Annotated in this window: 13 protein-coding genes and 1 pseudogene; 11 read left to right on the forward strand and 3 right to left on the reverse strand. The window is 63.3% G+C overall.

Annotated elements, in window-relative coordinates; all coding sequences use genetic code 11:
• Positions 1 to 4 precede the first annotated feature (4 nt).
• Positions 5 to 1,567 (forward strand): glycoside hydrolase family 31 protein, encoded by a 1,563-nt coding sequence (locus QMG79_RS01455; protein ID WP_283536790.1) that lies wholly within the window; start codon positions 5 to 7, stop codon positions 1,565 to 1,567.
• A gap of 9 nt (positions 1,568 to 1,576) precedes the next feature.
• Here QMG79_RS01455 and QMG79_RS01460 read toward each other — a convergent pair whose 3' ends face one another.
• Positions 1,577 to 2,398 (reverse strand): DeoR/GlpR family DNA-binding transcription regulator, encoded by an 822-nt coding sequence (locus QMG79_RS01460; RefSeq protein WP_283536791.1) that lies wholly within the window; start codon positions 2,396 to 2,398, stop codon positions 1,577 to 1,579.
• A gap of 105 nt (positions 2,399 to 2,503) precedes the next feature.
• Complete coding sequence (gene acs / locus QMG79_RS01465; protein WP_283537327.1) at positions 2,504 to 4,495, reverse strand: acetate--CoA ligase; 1,992 nt, start codon at positions 4,493 to 4,495, stop codon at positions 2,504 to 2,506.
• Positions 4,496 to 4,941: 446 nt separating this feature from the next.
• Between acs and QMG79_RS01470 the strand changes: the two genes are divergently transcribed.
• The 3 genes from QMG79_RS01470 to QMG79_RS01480 are packed head-to-tail and all read left to right on the forward strand — an operon-like array spanning position 4,942 to position 7,799.
• On the forward strand, positions 4,942 to 6,294 hold the full coding sequence (locus QMG79_RS01470) for a hypothetical protein (RefSeq protein ID WP_283536792.1): 1,353 nt from the start codon (positions 4,942 to 4,944) through the stop codon (positions 6,292 to 6,294).
• A gap of 9 nt (positions 6,295 to 6,303) precedes the next feature.
• On the forward strand, positions 6,304 to 7,209 hold the full coding sequence (gene nth, locus QMG79_RS01475; protein ID WP_283536793.1) for an endonuclease III: 906 nt from the start codon (positions 6,304 to 6,306) through the stop codon (positions 7,207 to 7,209).
• Complete coding sequence (locus QMG79_RS01480) at positions 7,116 to 7,799, forward strand: NUDIX hydrolase (RefSeq protein ID WP_283537328.1); 684 nt, start codon at positions 7,116 to 7,118, stop codon at positions 7,797 to 7,799. The genes nth and QMG79_RS01480 overlap by 94 nt, the downstream gene beginning before the upstream one ends.
• Before the next feature lie 47 nt (positions 7,800 to 7,846).
• Here the strand turns inward: QMG79_RS01480 and QMG79_RS01485 are convergent, their stop codons facing one another.
• Entirely contained in the window at positions 7,847 to 9,565 is a 1,719-nt protein-coding gene (locus QMG79_RS01485) for a bifunctional 3'-5' exonuclease/DNA polymerase (protein WP_283537329.1), read from the reverse strand.
• A 219-nt stretch (positions 9,566 to 9,784) separates the two neighbouring features.
• On the opposite strand from QMG79_RS01485, the gene ssd reads away from it, so the two are divergent.
• The 7 genes and pseudogenes from ssd to QMG79_RS01520 all read left to right on the forward strand — a co-directional run.
• On the forward strand, positions 9,785 to 10,882 hold the full coding sequence (gene ssd / locus QMG79_RS01490; RefSeq protein WP_283536794.1) for a septum site-determining protein Ssd: 1,098 nt from the start codon (positions 9,785 to 9,787) through the stop codon (positions 10,880 to 10,882).
• An 86-nt stretch (positions 10,883 to 10,968) separates the two neighbouring features.
• Positions 10,969 to 12,234: a TadA family conjugal transfer-associated ATPase gene (locus tag QMG79_RS01495; protein WP_502934684.1), complete on the forward strand. Its 1,266-nt coding sequence runs from the start codon at positions 10,969 to 10,971 to the stop codon at positions 12,232 to 12,234.
• On the forward strand, positions 12,231 to 13,187 hold the full coding sequence (locus tag QMG79_RS01500; protein WP_283536795.1) for a type II secretion system F family protein: 957 nt from the start codon (positions 12,231 to 12,233) through the stop codon (positions 13,185 to 13,187). The genes QMG79_RS01495 and QMG79_RS01500 overlap by 4 nt, the downstream gene beginning before the upstream one ends.
• Complete coding sequence (locus tag QMG79_RS01505) at positions 13,184 to 13,819, forward strand: type II secretion system F family protein (RefSeq protein ID WP_283536796.1); 636 nt, start codon at positions 13,184 to 13,186, stop codon at positions 13,817 to 13,819. The genes QMG79_RS01500 and QMG79_RS01505 overlap by 4 nt, the downstream gene beginning before the upstream one ends.
• A gap of 348 nt (positions 13,820 to 14,167) precedes the next feature.
• Positions 14,168 to 14,494 (forward strand): DUF4244 domain-containing protein, encoded by a 327-nt coding sequence (locus QMG79_RS01510; RefSeq protein ID WP_283536797.1) that lies wholly within the window; start codon positions 14,168 to 14,170, stop codon positions 14,492 to 14,494.
• Positions 14,495 to 14,523: 29 nt separating this feature from the next.
• The gene (locus QMG79_RS01515) at positions 14,524 to 14,955 is read left to right on the forward strand and encodes a TadE family type IV pilus minor pilin (protein ID WP_283536798.1); all 432 of its coding nucleotides are present in this window, start codon (positions 14,524 to 14,526) and stop codon (positions 14,953 to 14,955) included.
• A gap of 71 nt (positions 14,956 to 15,026) precedes the next feature.
• Positions 15,027 to 15,272: pseudogene (locus tag QMG79_RS01520) on the forward strand (Rv3654c family TadE-like protein); the annotation flags it as partial.
• Positions 15,273 to 15,288 lie beyond the last annotated feature (16 nt).

A 15,288-nucleotide genomic window follows, 5' to 3' on the forward strand; every position in this document is an offset into this window, starting at 1 on the left:
CCTCGTGCCCAAGGACACCACCACAGTGTTGAGCGTTGATCTGCTCCCCGGAGAACACTGGTGGGGTGGCGCCGTCGCGGACGGTCAGCTCATGCCGTTCGGCAGTTCCACGTCGCATCGCCGCAATCTGGCGACCAACGCGGGCCATGCTGATCACCCCACAGCGGGTGCCAACCAGTCTGCGCCGCTGCTGGTCTCCACCGAGGGGCGTGTCATCTGGTCCGAAAAGCCTTTCACCCTGGCGATCGGCGACGGCTGTGTCAGTGCAGAGACGGAACAGCCTGAGGCACCCGAACTTCGCAGGGCCGCTGACCGAACACTTCGTGGTGCTTACCGGTTGGCCTCGGCAGAGTACTTCCCGCCGTCGGGAGACGCCCCGGCCCGGGAAATGTTTACGGGTCCGCAGTACAGCACCTGGATTGAACTGCCGTATACCCCTACGCAAGCCGGCGTCCTTTCCTACGCAAAAGCCCTGCTGAGCGCGGGATTCCCACCAGGCGTGCTGATGATTGATGACCGATGGTCGGTGGACTATGGCGACTGGCGATTTGATGCAGGCCTGTTTCCCGATCCGGCCGCCATGGTAGATGAGCTCCATAGCCTGGGCTTCAGCGTCATGCTGTGGCTTGTGCCGTTCGTCAGCCCCGACAGCCCCCCTTTTCGCGATTTGCGCGCCCGCGGCCTCCTCCTGGAGGATTCGGCAGGGTCAGTCATTGTGCGTGAGTGGTGGAACGGATTCAGTGCGTTGCTTGACACCACCAATCCTGCCGCCATGGCATGGCTGGGACATCGGCTGGCGGAACTGCAGGACAGCTTTGGTGTGGACGGCTTTAAATTTGACGCGGGTGATCTGCGGGACTACCGGCCAGATGACAAGCCCGCTGCCGGTAGCGGTCCCGTTGACCTGTGCGAGGCCTACGCCCGATTCGGCTCCGGCTACCCTTTTAACGAATTCCGGGCCTGTTGGAAAATGGGCGGTACAGCCCTGGCCCAGCGTCTCCATGACAAGCCACCCACGTGGGATGATGCTGGGCTCCTCTCGCTGGTCCCGGAAGGGATCGCCCAGGGGCTGATGGGACATGCGTTCACCTGCGCTGACATGGTGGGCGGCGGTGAGCTGTCAGCATTTGCACCCGGAACCCCAGTGGATCAGGAACAGTTTGTCCGATACGCCCAATGCGCTGCCCTCTTTCCCATGCTGCAGTTCTCGATCGCACCCGCGCGGGTGCTAGATGAGGAACATCTTGCGGCAGTCCTCGGCGCCGTCGCGCTCCGGCAGGAATTCTTGCCTCTGATTCTTGACCTTGTCGACCATGCGGCGCGCACGGGTGAGCCGATCATTCGTGCACTGGAGTACCACTTCCCGGGGTATTCCGGGGTGACAGATCAATTCCTCCTAGGTGACAGCGTCTTGGTTGCCCCAATCCTCGAGCAGGGAGCCACCAGCAAACGCGTGGTCCTGCCACCCGGAGACTGGGCCGCCACTGACGGCACTGTCTACCCCCGGGGAACCCATGACCTTCCGGCAGGGCTCGCGTCCTTCCCGGTCTTCCGCCTGGTCCGCTAGCATGCCCGGCTACGGGGCGGTCGAGGCCACGCTAGGATCGCTACCGGCATCAACAATCCGGAGCCTGCCCACTGCTTCGCGAAGGGTGTCCCGCGCGGATTCGCCAAGTCCCGAGTCGCTGATGACCTCATCCGCCTCGGACAGTGCTGCGATGCTGCTCATCCCAAGGGTGGCCCACTTGGTATGGTCGGCAAGCACCACCACGTTGCGTGCCGTGGACACGAATGCCCTGTCTGTTTCGGCCTCAAGGATGTTGGGTGTGGTGAACCCTGCCTCTGCATCCATGCCGTGCACACCCAGGAAAAGGATGTCCAGGTGCAGCTGCTTGAGGGCCGCAGTTGCCAGTGGCCCCACCAGGGCGTCCGACGGCGTGCGCTCGCCGCCCGTGAGGATCACTGTGGACGGGTGCCGGGCAGGACCAGAGGCTCCGCCGTGGTGAAAAAGATCAGCAATGCGGATGGAGTTGGTCACGACTGTGATGGGGGGCCCGTTGACAAGGTGTCCGGCCAGCGCCCACGTGGTGGTCCCAGCGCTGAGCCCCACGGCCATACCCTCCTGCACCAGTGTGGCGGCCTCGAGGGCAATAGCCATCTTTTCTGCGCGCAACTGCGTGGACTTGAGTTCAAATCCCGGTTCATGGGTGCTGACATCCCCAGGCAGTTTCGCGCCGCCGTGGATCCTTTCGACGCTGCCCTGCTCCTCCAGCAGTTCGATGTCCCGCCGCACTGTCATCAGGGACACGCCCAGCTGCTGGGCCAGATCGGATACCCGAACAGCGCGTTGGCGTTGGACAGCGTCCACAATGACCTGGTGGCGGGCAGCTGGCAGCATGGTGGCGTGTCCTTTGGAAGCGGTTGCGCGGTTGAACAAGTCTAGGCCGGGAAGCACCGTTGCTGGTGCTCCGATGCTTCCCGTCCTGTGCTTCTCGTCCGGGGACTATTTTCGCAGGGACTCGGCGATCTGAGACATCACCGTCTTGTCTGAGAGTGTGCTGGCATCGCCCACCTCGCGGCCCTCCGCAACGTCCTTGAGGAGGCGGCGCATGATCTTTCCGGATCGGGTCTTGGGCAATTCGGGGACCACGAGGATGGTGCGTGGTTTGGCAATAGGGCCAATCTCCTTGCCCACATGATTCCGGAGTTCCTGGACAATATCGTCACCGGTGTCCACTGCATTGCCGCGCAGGATCACGAACGCCACCACTGCCTGGCCTGTTGTCTCGTCCGCGGCGCCCACAACAGCCGCCTCTGCAACAGCGGGGTGGGAGACCAGCGCGGATTCGATCTCTGTAGTGGACAGCCGGTGCCCGGATATATTCATGACGTCATCAACGCGCCCGAGGAGCCAGATGTCACCGTCCTCGTCCCGTTTTGCGCCGTCGCCAGCGAAGTACATGCCATCAAAACGCGACCAATAGGTCTCCTTGTACCGTTCAGGATCTCCCCAGATGCCGCGCAGCATGGCAGGCCACGGTTCCCGGATGACAAGATAACCGCCTGAGCCGTTGGGGACTGGTTCGCCCATCTCATCGACCACATCCACGGCAATGCCCGGTAGCGGAACCTGCGCTGAACCGGGCTTCGTGGCCGTCACGCCTGGCAGGGGAGTGATCATCTGGGCCCCAGTTTCGGTCTGCCACCACGTATCCACAATGGGTGTTTTGTCGGCGCCAATGACTTTCCGGTACCACATCCACGCTTCGGGATTGATGGACTCGCCAACCGATCCCAGGAGGCGCAGGGACGTCAGGTCGTACCCGTCGGGGATGTCCCGGCCCCATTTCATGAAGGTCCGGATAGCAGTGGGAGCGGTGTAGAGAATGGTCACCCCGTACTTCTGGACGATCTCCCACCAGCGGCCCTGGTGCGGTGAATCCGGGGTTCCCTCGTACATCACCTGGGTGGCTCCGTTGATGAGCGGCGCGTAGGTGACGTAGGAGTGCCCGGTGACCCAGCCGACGTCGGCGGTGCACCAGAAAACGTCAGTTTCCGGCTTGAGGTCAAACACCGCCCGATGTGAGTAGGCGGTTTGGGTAAGGTAGCCGCCCGTGGTGTGGAGGATGCCCTTGGGTTTGCCGGTGGTGCCGGAGGTGTACAGGATGAACAGCGGGTGTTCGGAGTCATGCCCGACTGCCGTGTGTTCCGTTGCGGCGGTACCCACGGTGTCCTCCCACCACAGGTCAAGGTCATCGTTCCAGGCAATGTCCTGGCCGTTTCGCTTGACCACCACAACGTGCTGAACCGTGTGGCCGGAGGCTTCCAGGGCGGCGTCAACTGCGGGCTTCAGCGCACTGGGCTTGCCACGGCGGTACGTTCCGTCTGCAGTGACAACCAACTTTGCCTCGGCGTCGTCAATCCTGGAACGCAGAGCCTCAGCTGAGAAGCCGCCAAAAACTACCGAGTGCACGGCGCCGATCCTGGCGCAGGCGAGCAGGGTAATGACTGCCTCTGGAATCATGGGCAGGTACACGGCAACGCGGTCGCCCTTGGAAACACCCAGGGATTCGAAGGCGTTAGCCGCCTTCTTGACCTCTACCGTCAACTGCGCGTAGGTGTAGCTGCGGGAGTCGCCGGGCTCGCCCTCAAAATAAATGGCAACGCGGTCGCCGAGGCCATTCTCGACGTGGCGGTCCAGGGCGTTGTAGGCAGCGTTGATCTCGCCGCCCACGAACCACTTGGCGAACGGGGGATTCGACCAGTCGAGTGCCTGGTCAAAGTCTTTGTCCCAGCTCAGAAGGCTGCGTGCCTGCTTGGCCCAGAAGGCTGGGCGGTCCTTGTCGGCCTCGGCATAGTCGTCTGCGGTGACCACGGCGTTGGCTGCAAACTCTGCGGAGGGGGGGAAGCTGCGGTTCTCATGCAGCAGATTCTCGAAAGCGTCTGCCTGCTTTGTGCCGGCAGCAGCGCTGGAGCCGGAGATGTCCTGGGACATGGTGAACCTCATCATTCGTCTGATCGTCATCGAATCGTCGCCGGGCGCCGTTCCACGAACCGGAATCCGCCAACAAGGCCGATCCTGTTCGATGTGAAGTGCGCCTAAAGCCCTTCCACGGCCCACACTATCGTCTGCCTCACACCATGCTGTGCCCGGCGTCACAGATGGCACCACGAGTGGTGTCCATTTCGCGGTGAATGGCTGCCGCTGGCGTGCGCCGGGTTCATCCGGGCAACTTTTTCGCGGTCTTTCCGGCAAATATTGACGGCGGGCCCCGGCCCGTCAGCTAGTTCTCTGCACTGCCGTTGGCTAGTGTGAGATGAAATCGTGATGCACGTACCTTTCACTTGGGCCCACCGCGGTCTGGGGTTCAAAGGAACGTGCTGCTGCCCACGGCTCAGGATCCGGCTCTGCCGTCCGCGGCCACGTCAAGGAGAACGTCAATGACCCAGCACAGCCAAGGCTCCACACCAGGGAGCAAGGACAAGGCGAAGCCTGCCCGCACCGGACTCCCGGGTTCACGCAACGAGGCAGTGACAGGTCCCTTCACTGTCCGGGACCTGTCAGTTTTTGCAGCCACAGTGATCCTCTTTGTCGCGTCCCTACTGCCCGTTTTTGGCCCCGGCTACAACCTTTGGAGTATTGCCAGCCTGTTCTTCCAGGGCCTCGGTATCCTGTTGCCCCTTGTGGTGAGCGCACTGCTCGCCGCGCGCCGGTTGGCTCCAGAGACACGACTTCGGGTTGGCTCGTTGTCGATTGACCAATTCGCTTCCGTCACGGCGTCGTTTTCCCTGGCGTTCTTCTTTACGCAGGTTGCAGTCAGCCCGGCGCCAAGTCTGGGAATCGGTATGGTGGGTGCCTTGATCCTCTTTGCCGCCACCGTCCTGGGCAGGTTTATCCCGTTCTTCTCGGGCGACTTCCTGGACCGCAAGGAAGTTCCTGCCCACGTTGTGGCCCGCGAGGCTGCCGCGCCAGTCCAGAAACCACGCACTCCGAAAGCGCAATCCGACGGAGCCGCGGCTGCAACTGCCACCCCGGCCGCCGCCCCAGCTGGAGCAGCACGGCAGTCTTCGACAGCCGCAGTACCCGCAGATCAGGCCTCGGCCCCGTCAGCGGCCAAGCAGTCCTCGGTAGCTGCCTCTGCGACCGGAGCTGCAGCATCAGCAACAGTGCCAGGTGCCACAGGGCAGCAGTCCGCTGCAACAGCTAAGTGGCAGCCCGCGGCTGGATCGTCTTCAGGACAGGATGCAACCGCTCTGCCGGGCGCGGACCGGACGTCCCAGGGCCCGGTAGCCGGTGCTCCCGTGCAGGCTGCCGTCGAAGCCGAGAAAACAGCTGGCAAGCAGGCTGCAAACCAGGATTCGACACAAGTACGCAGTACGTCATCGAGCGCCCCGGCTGCCGCTTCATCGGACTCCGCTACTTCTGTTTCGGCCTCCTCCGGGTCAGCTTCCGCCGGGTCAGGACAGGGCCGAGAGTCCGCGGCTCCCGCCTCTGCGGGCACGCCAGCAACGGCAGTGCACCAGCAGGTTCGTGGTTCGGAGGCTATCGGTGCCACTGTGGACCCGAACAGCCGCAAGGATGATACAGACGATGCGCCTGCCCCGGAAGCGTTCTGGTTCGCCGTCGCGCAGCAGCGCTCCGCCGTGGACCCCCGCACAGGCGCGCACATGTTTACCGTTGAGCCGGGTGCTTGGGTACTGGCACTGGAAGACCGCGGCCATGAGTTCCTGGTCCAGAATACGGACGGCCGCGTAGGAGTCCTGCGGGACCTCAGCAACATCGAGCGGGGCTAGCCCGGTCACATGGCAGGCGCCCGTAATCTGCCCCTGCCTGCCGGTTCGGAGTCGCCACTGGCCCTTAAACGGCGGGCGCGGCGTATCAACAGGGAACTGGCAGTGGCTTATCCCTATGCGCACGCCGAGCTGGACTTTCGTAACGCTTTTGAGCTGGTGGTGGTGACGGTCCTGTCGGCACAGACCACTGACGTGGCAGTGAACCTCATCTCACCGGCGCTTTTTGCACGCTATCCGGACCCCCAGGGCCTGGCGCAGGCCGATCCACTGGAGCTGGAGGAGATCATCCGATCCACTGGCTTCTTCCGGGCCAAGGCACGGAACGTGATAGCCCTTGCTACCCGACTTGTCGATGAGTACGACGGCGTTGTTCCCGGCCGGCTGGAAGACCTGGTCAGCCTGCCTGGGGTGGGAAGAAAAACTGCCAACGTTGTCCTGGGTAACGCTTTTGGGGTCCCTGGAATAACAGTTGATACGCATTTTGGTCGGCTTGCTAGGCGATTCGGGTGGACGTCCAGCGAGGATCCGGTGCACATCGAGGAAGACGCCGCCGAACTTTTCGAGCCCAGGGACTGGACCATGCTCTCGCACCGGGTGGTTTTCCATGGCCGGCGTGTGTGTCATTCACGAAAGCCCGCCTGCGGGGTCTGTCCGCTCGCGCAGCTGTGTCCAAGCTACGGAGACGGTGAGACGGACCCCGTGAAGGCGGCGAAACTCCTCAAATATGAACTAGCTCCCGGGAATGAGGAACTGCTGGCAGCGTATCGGGCTGATCCGGAACATTCTGCGCAGATCCGGATGGCCTCCCAGCGGCGCCCGTCATCACTGCGCGGGATGACCTTCTTCGCCATGCCTGCGCCGTTGCGGCAGGAAACGGCAGCGGTGCTGACCCGCGACTCCTGCGTCAGGGCGTAGATCCGGCAACTGCTCGCCGGGCCGCCGTCCTGATGCTTTTTGGGGTACTCGATGACGTTCCTGCAGTTTCTCCGCTTGATCTGGTGGCAGCTGATCTTGACGTCCTACTCCTGGAACGAGCCACTACCCTGAACTCGCACCCTGGGCAGGTGGCTTTTCCTGGTGGCAGCATCGATCCCGGCGACGCCACGACAGCTGACGCAGCACTGCGTGAGGCCCAGGAAGAAACGGGCCTGGACCCTGCCGGCGTCGAGGTTCTGGGCGTCATGCCGGAACTGGCCATCCCGCACAGCAATTTCCTGGTCAAACCCGTGCTTGCCTGGTGGGCGGCACCATCGCCAATCCGGGTAGTGGACCCTGCAGAGTCAGCACAGGTTTTCCGCATTCCGGTCCGTGACCTGCTGGCTCCAGACAACCGAGTCACTGTCACCGTTGCGGGGCGTGAAAGGCTACCCGGAACGCCAGGTTTCCTGGTGAACGGGGTCGTGGTGTGGGGATTTACTGCCATGATCCTAGATCACCTTTTCGCCCAGTTGGGCTGGGCTGTGCCCTGGGACGCTGGACGGGGACACGTCCTGAGCTTGGAGTAGCCCGGCTCAGGCGCTGCCTGCTCCGGTGGCCTTCACCCGGAGCGACGCTATTTGGCTTTGTCGTACGACTCGACGATGGCGACGCTGACGGGAAATTCCACCGGTATCCGGCCAAACAGCAGTTCACGGGCAGCAGCAGCAGCTTCCTCAATGGCCTGCACGCAGTCCGGCACCAGGTGGTCCGGAGCATGTACCATCACCTCGTCGTGAAGGAAAAAGACGAGTTCCGCCGCGGGTTGTCCCTGCACCCGCATCCGGCGCAGCCGACGCCGTAGTTCAGCCAGCCAGCATGCTGCCCAATCCGCCGCGGAGCCCTGCACCACAAAGTTCCTGGTGAACCGTCCCCTGGAGCGGGCCAGCGATTCGGCCCTTCGTTGTTCTTCCGCGGAGCCGGACCGCTGGCTTTTGTACCAGCTTTCCGACGGCGGCGGGCTGCTCCGTCCCAACCGGGTGGTAACAGTTCCGCCGGCTTCGCCGGCCCTGGCCGCTTGTTCAACGTAGTCCACGGCGCGGGGATAGGTACGCGAAAGTTGGGGCATGAGGCGTCCCGATTCGCCGGTGGTTGCTCCGTAGATGGCGCCCAGGAGCGCTACTTTTGCCTTGGCTCTGTCGCCGCCAAACCCTTGGCTGGCGATGCCTGCGTACAGGTCCTTGTCCCGCGCGGCCTCTGCCATCCGGGTATCCCTGGCCAGGGCTACCAGCACCCGCGGTTCAAGTTGCGAGGCATCCGCGACGATGAGTTTGAAGCCGGGATCTGCATGGACGGCACCGCGGATCTGGCGTGGGATCTGCAGGGCGCCGCCACCACGGGACGCCCAACGGCCTGACACCACACCCCCCACCACGTATTCCGGACGGAAGCGGCCGCCTGCCACCCACGCGTCCAGCCAGGCCCAGCCATTGGCTGTGTGAAGGCGGGACAGTTTCTTGTACTCCAGCAACGGTGCGATCACGGGGTGTGTCAGTTCCTGCAGTTCCCACTGGCGGGTGCTCTGTACTTCAATCCCATTTCTGTGCAGTGCACGGATGAGCTCCTGCGGTGAATCCGGGTTCAGGGTGGGGCTCTGCAGGATACTGCGCAGTTCAACGGCAAGTGCTTCCAGCCGCGCTGGCCTCTGGTGGCTGCCCGGTCGTGGGCCTAGGTAGCCTGCCAGGATCTGCTCGTGAATCTCTTCCCGCCACGGCACGCCGGTGTGCTGCATTTCGGCGGCGATCATTCCGCCGGCGGATTCTGCGGCCAGAAGGAGTTGCAGTCGCTGCCGGACGCCGTCGTCGGAACTGATGGATGCCACCACCTCCTGCTGAGCCGCAAACTCCGCACGCAGATCACGCAACGAAGGAGAGGCCGCACGCGCGGGTGCCGGGGAATCGAAGAGGGCGCCCTGGTCCGCCGGTGGAGGTGGCGGCAACAGCGCCCGCGGGGGTTCAGCCATGCCATCATCGGGGACCGGCCTCCGCGCCGTGCGCGCGTAGTCGCTGCCGGCAGTCAGGTCAGAGAAGGCCAAAATAGTTCCGCACAGGGTCAGGTCATGGCTTCGCTCCAGCTCGACGCCGGCGGTCAGGAGGTGCGGGTACCAGTCCTGGGTGCGGTGCCATACCCAGCGGGGGCGGTGGGCAGCCGGGGTTGCTTCGAGTCGACGGACAACGTCGGGAAGGTCCGCAGCACGGATGACCCGCGGTTCTGGCCGATCCGGGTGGGGGGACCCGTCAGCACTGAGTGCCTGCAGGGCTGCGCCGTCAGGGTGGGCCGCCAGTAACAGGAACATGTCATCAATTCTGCCGCCTCCCGCAGCGTTTCGTGACAGTTGTGGCGTCAGGGCAGTAGCCGTGCGGTCAGCGAATGTCCGCAGTGGGCCGGCAAGCCAAGAAAACGAATCCAACACAGCGCTATCCCCTGTTTCACGTCGACGCTGTTTCGGCATCAGTTATCCACATAGCGTGCCGATGTGGAGCCCCGGAGTCGCTGGTCGACGCACAGTGGACTCATGAGACGGCATCAACAGCCAGTCAGTGGCCCAGAAGCGGCGGCACCCCGTGCAGAGGTATTGCTGGTAACCGGCTTTGAGGTTCTGCGCGCTGAGGTTGAAAGGATTGTCGCAGCTGGGGGAGGCAGGCTGCGTTGTGTCACCGACACTGCTGAGGCTTGGCCCTTCTGGGATCGTTCCCTTGCTGTCCTGGTGGGTAGCGACATCCGTGAAATACCGCCGCGCTGGCGGGTGCCAGCTGCTGTGGTTGGACTGAGCGGTGAGGGGGACAGCCTCTGGCATCTGGCCGCTGCCCTCGGAGCCCAGCGGGTGGCGGTCCTGCCCGATGCTGCCGTGTGGCTGGCTGAATTTCTTAGTGGAACACGTGCCCCAGACGCTGGTGGGCTGGTTCTTGGCGTCATTGGCGGTTGTGGTGGTGCGGGCGCCACCACCAGCGGAATTTGGATTGCCCAGGTGGCAGCTGGTCTGGGTATTTCAGTGCTGCTGGTCGACGGCGATCCCTGGGGCGGTGGTCTGGAGCTGGCTATTGCTGCTGAAGAGTCCCCGGGCCTTCGCTGGCCTGACCTGGCAGCGGCCAGTGGCGGCATCGATCCCGATCAACTCAGCCAATCGATGCCCGTTGCAGGTGGATTCGCCTTTCTCTCCTGGCGCGGGAGCCGCGAGCGTCAGCAGTCACCCCCACAGCCAACTGTTTCTGGTGTCATGGAAGCAGCCCGCCGTGCCTACGAACTTGTTGTTGTCGATATTGGTCGTTCAGTCGGGTCAGCCCAAGTTTTCGGCTGGGACTGCGACAGGCTGCTTCTTGTAGCGCCCGCGCAGCTCAAAGCCGCAGTGTCTTGCGCACGCCTTCTGCAGGAGCTGCCGCCGATCGACATTGGATTGGTGGTCCGGGGAAAGGCCGGACCATCTTTTGACGCAGACACCATGGCTGAGGCTGTCGGGATCCCGCTGCGTGGTGTCCTTCCCGAGATTCGGGGCACCAGTGCAGCTATGGAGACAGGAACCCTCCTGCAGATCGGCCGGCGCAGACCTGTGGAGCGGTTTGCAACCACAGTGCTTGATCTGGTGGGGGATCACCTACCAGGAACCTCAGCATGAAACCCCGGATTCATCCACCGCCCTGGCCCGCTGCCTCAGGCGCCCCTAACAGTGGGATAAGGGGTCCGGAACTTCGTCTGCAACGCGTGCCTGGGTCAGTCACCACTGGTTTGCCTGACCCAGCGACGGATCCGGTCCTGCTGGATCCCTCGCTGTTGGATACCGTCCGCGAAGCCGTCCTTGCCGAGTCGGGTCCGGTGACTGCCCTGCGCGTTGCGGCCGCATTAAAAGGAACCGGCCGCTTGTTGGGTACAGCTGGCTCGTTGGCTGCTGTGGAGCGGATCAGCGCCGAGCTCAATGGGTTGGGACCACTCCAGGAACTGGTGCGGGATTCTGCTGTAACAGACATTTTTGTTAATGGCCCGTTGTCAGTATGGATGGACAGGGGCGCGGGCCTGGAACGCGCTCCTGTCGTCTTTGACAGTGAACTGCAGGTCCGTTCGCTTGCCACGCGGCTCGTTGCGGCAGGTGGGCGCAGACTCGACGATGGGTCCCCATGTGTTGACGTCCGGCTAGCTGGCGGTTATCGGGTTCATGCAGTACTGCCACCGATATCGACAACCGGAACGCTCCTCAGTGTCCGGATCCGCCGGGAAACAGTCTTCTCCCTTGACGAACTGCGGGAATCCGGGATGTTCGATTCTAGGCTGCAGGATATTCTGCAGCGGCTGGTACGGCACCGGCTGAGCTTCCTGATCAGCGGAGCAACAGGTTCGGGGAAGACCACCCTGCTTGCAGCACTCCTGGGTCTCTGCCCGTCCTCGGAACGGCTGGTACTTATTGAAGATGCCGCTGAACTGAACCCAGCGCATCCTCACGTCATTTGCCTCGAAGCCAGGCACGGAAACCTTGAAGGTGGCGGAGAAATTGGGTTGGCTGAACTGATCCGCCAGGCACTCAGAATGCGGCCAGACCGGCTGTTGGTAGGGGAGTGCCGCGGAGCCGAAGTCCGCGAGCTCCTGACAGCCATGAATACCGGTCACACGGGGGGAGGCGGGACCATTCACGCCAATACTGCGTCAGCTGTTCCTGCCAGGCTGACTGCACTTGGGGCCTTGGCCGGCCTCAACCGTGATGCCGTCCGTCTGCAGGCTGCCAGTGCACTGGACGCGGTTCTGCACCTGCACCGCACGGACCAGGGCCGGCGCCTGGCCTGTATTGCGCTGGTACAGGAAAAAGCAGAGTGCCTTGTCACAATCCCAGCCCTCACCCTCAGTGAAGGATGCACAGTCGAGGGGCCCGGGTGGGTGGAACTCGCTGGGAAACTGGGCCTGATGCAAGATCCTGGCCGCCAGAGTGCGCCACGCAGCGCTGCTTCCCCACCACGTCACAGAGGAGTTGGCGCAGCGTGACACTCCTGCTGGTACTGGCTCTGGCCAGCGCTCTCTGGCTTGGGCATCTGCCCCGACGCGAAGCATTGTTCAGGGCACGGGTTGTTTTGCGGTCCCAAAACCCGGATCGGCAGGAGGGCTGGGCCCAACAGTCCGGACCCGTAGACGGGAACTCCGCGCTGAAGCAGCGATCGAGCCCGGAGTCCGGGCGGGCAAAAGCATTCTGGCCAAGAGTGACCTTCAGGCACAGGCTGGCCCAACGCGGTTCTGCGGCCCAGCTCACTGGCGTGGTCCTGCAGATGGCGGCGTTGCTCCAGGGCGGTCGCCAGCCACCGCGAATGTGGGAAGACCTGCTGCTGGTCCACGGGGACGAGCCCAGCACAGCGCAAGGTGCGGCAGTCCAGGTGCGCAGTTCGCAGGGGGCAGTGCTCAATCCTGTTTCCCAGCGCGTCATCCGGGCCGCGTGCGCCGCGACAGCACTGGGTTTGCCCGCAGCTGAAGCAATCCGGAGAACTGTGGCTGCCGGTTCCGCAGCCGGAGATCCAGTTGTCGGGATGTCCGTGACGGGAGGTTCCACGTCTGCACATTACTTATCGTTGGCTTTTCGAGGCACAGACGCCAAGGAAATCCAGGTCTGGAGCCAGGTTGCTGGTTGCCTGGAAGTTGCGGAAGCCAGCGGGTGTCCGCTGGCAGATGTCCTGTCCCGGTTTGCGGCCCAGCTGGAAGCCGAAGAAGACGCAGAGGCTGCCAGGCAGAGCGCATTGGCTGGCCCACGAGCAACTGTCACGCTCCTGACGTGGCTGCCTGTCCTCGGGCTCGGGGTGGGAATGGCACTGGGTGTTGATCCGCTCAGTAGCCTCCTGGGCACACCTGCGGGCGTTGGAGCTCTCTGCGCTGGCGTGGTGCTCACCGTGACCGGCCGGATCTGGTCGGCCAGACTCGTTGCCAATGCAGCCAACGGAATATCGCCGTGAATTCGTCATGGGCAGCGGGCTTCGTTGTCGCGGTTTTGCTGGCCACAAGTGCTGCCCTGGGTCGGCACACCGCGCGTGAGCGCAGGTCCAGGGCGTTCAGGGTACTTCTGCCAGAAACGGCACAGGGTAGTGCAGGCGGAACCATTGCTGGCTCCGGTCCTAGACGAGTGTCTACCGGTGGGGAACCCGGTTCCGGGAACTGTGGGCTCTCAGATGCAGCAATGGTCCTGGAGCTTATCGCGGCCATGCTTGAAGCTGGATCAGGAGTTGGCAGGGCCCTGGAGATCGTTGCGGACTCAGCCGCACCAGCGCTGCGCCAGGCTCTTGTTCCTGTTGCCTCCGCACTGTCTATGGGAGCTGAATGGGCAGCCGCCTGGCACACGATCGACCATCTGCCAGATAGGGTCAGCATCCTTCGGGATGCCCTGACGTTCGCTGCGTTCACTGGAGCGCCATCCGCCACGATCCTCTATGCCCAGGCGGCCAGGATCCGTCGTGATGAGTTCAGACAGGCAGAAAAACGAGCCGCGACGCTCGGCGTCAAACTCGTGATTCCTTTGGGCCTCTGCTCACTGCCCGCCTTCATCTGCCTGGGCGTTGTGCCCGTCCTCCTTGCCCTCATCCCGTCGTGATCGGGAACCTGGCCGTGGGGGACAGGCTGAGTTATGCACATGCGACGGACAGGGGCTGTCAGGGGCCAGCTGCATGGGGGAATCTGAAATTCCGGCACTCCCGTCGGGTCTATTGGAAGGACCATCATGGTGACATCAGCGGTTTATCAAGTCCACTCAGTGCATGGGGCACATGTCCCAGCGGAAGGCCCCGCAAGAATCGGTGGGTCGGGCAAGGACGGCGGTTCGGACACCCCTGGAGCTCCGGTCGGCCAGGTTCTAGCCGGCAGCCATATTTCATCCGGTAGGCACGCTTTCCCGAGTGCTCACGTCCAGATCCCGAGCGTCAGCGCGTCAGGGAGGCACGCCATGCCGGTGAACTTCATCCAGGATTCTTCGGACGGCCACAGTGCCATGGCCGTTCAGTCGTCCGGCCGAACTGGTGCGGGGAAGCATGCGCGGAAGGCCAGTTCCGACCTCGTGCTCTCTGGGTCTTCCTTTACCCAGGGCCACCGGTCAGGCGACCTCGAAAGACTCCGGACGATTGGGCCAGAGACCGGCATGGCTACGGCGGAATATGCTATTGCCACCTTGGCCGCCGTGGGTTTCGCAGGTGTCCTTGTCTTCCTGCTCCGCAGTGATGAAGTCCGCGGTTTCCTGCTGAATATCATCCGGTCTGCACTGTCACTGCCGTGAGGTACAGGAAGCGCAGGAGCGGAGGCGCCGTGGAAATCCGTGTGGACTCCGCCGGGGATTACCCCTGGTGGTTCGTTGGAAGCTCCAACAGGACGAGGTTCAGGCGGCTTTCCACGGACGGCGGCATCGTGACGGCTGAATTCGCTGTTGCCCTGCCTGCCGTTGTTTTCCTTCTCGCGCTTCTTCTCGCGGGCGTTTCGGCAGGGCTTACCCAGGTCCGTCTCGAGGGAGCTGCGCAGTCGGCCGCCCGTGTCATGGCCAGGGGCGAAAGCGTCAGTGCTGCGCAGCAGGCCGTCAGTAGGGTGGGCGGCCCTACGGTCCAGGTCAGCATCAGCGACATCGGAGAGTGGACCACAGTGGTTGTCTCTGACCAGCCGGCCGGCCCGCTTGGGCACCTCATTCCGTGGGTTTTATCGGCGACCGCAACTGCACGCTATGAATCCCCTGGGACCCTGCCGTGAACCGAGGTCTTCGTGTGCGAAGCCAGGGTAGACAAGTCCCAGATCCCTGCAGGGAAGGCGGGGCCGGAACGGTGCTTGCTCTGGGTCTCGCGCTGACGCTCATTTTCTGCCTTTCCGCCGTAGCACTGGCATTTCAGGCGACTGTCCTGTCTGGCCGTGCTGCCACTGCGGCGGATCTAGCTGCCTTGGCTGCCGCAGATGTATGGCGTGGCCTGAAACCTGGTGAACCCTGCACTGTGGCCAGGAACGTCGCCGCGATGAACGGGGCCGATGTCAGTCGATGCAGCACCGCGTCTGACTTCAGCGTGGAGATCGACACTGTCCTGCGGCAGC

The sequence above is a fragment of the Pseudarthrobacter sp. PS3-L1 genome (assembly GCF_030063285.1).
In the GTDB taxonomy this organism is placed as follows: Bacteria; Actinomycetota; Actinomycetes; order Actinomycetales; family Micrococcaceae; genus Arthrobacter.

Bases quoted from the DNA above. Each gene is read 5' to 3' on its own strand.
- QMG79_RS01460 (WP_283536791.1), bottom strand. From the start codon at position 2,398: ATGCTGCCAGCTGCCCGCCACCAGGTCATTGTGGACGCTGTCCAACGC.
- acs (WP_283537327.1), bottom strand. From the start codon at position 4,495: ATGTCCCAGGACATCTCCGGCTCCAGCGCTGCTGCCGGCACAAAGCAG.
- QMG79_RS01470 (WP_283536792.1), top strand. From the start codon at position 4,942: ATGACCCAGCACAGCCAAGGCTCCACACCAGGGAGCAAGGACAAGGCG.
- nth (WP_283536793.1), top strand. From the start codon at position 6,304: ATGGCAGGCGCCCGTAATCTGCCCCTGCCTGCCGGTTCGGAGTCGCCA.
- QMG79_RS01485 (WP_283537329.1), bottom strand. From the start codon at position 9,565: ATGTTCCTGTTACTGGCGGCCCACCCTGACGGCGCAGCCCTGCAGGCA.
- ssd (WP_283536794.1), top strand. From the start codon at position 9,785: ATGAGACGGCATCAACAGCCAGTCAGTGGCCCAGAAGCGGCGGCACCC.
- QMG79_RS01510 (WP_283536797.1), top strand. From the start codon at position 14,168: ATGCCGGTGAACTTCATCCAGGATTCTTCGGACGGCCACAGTGCCATG.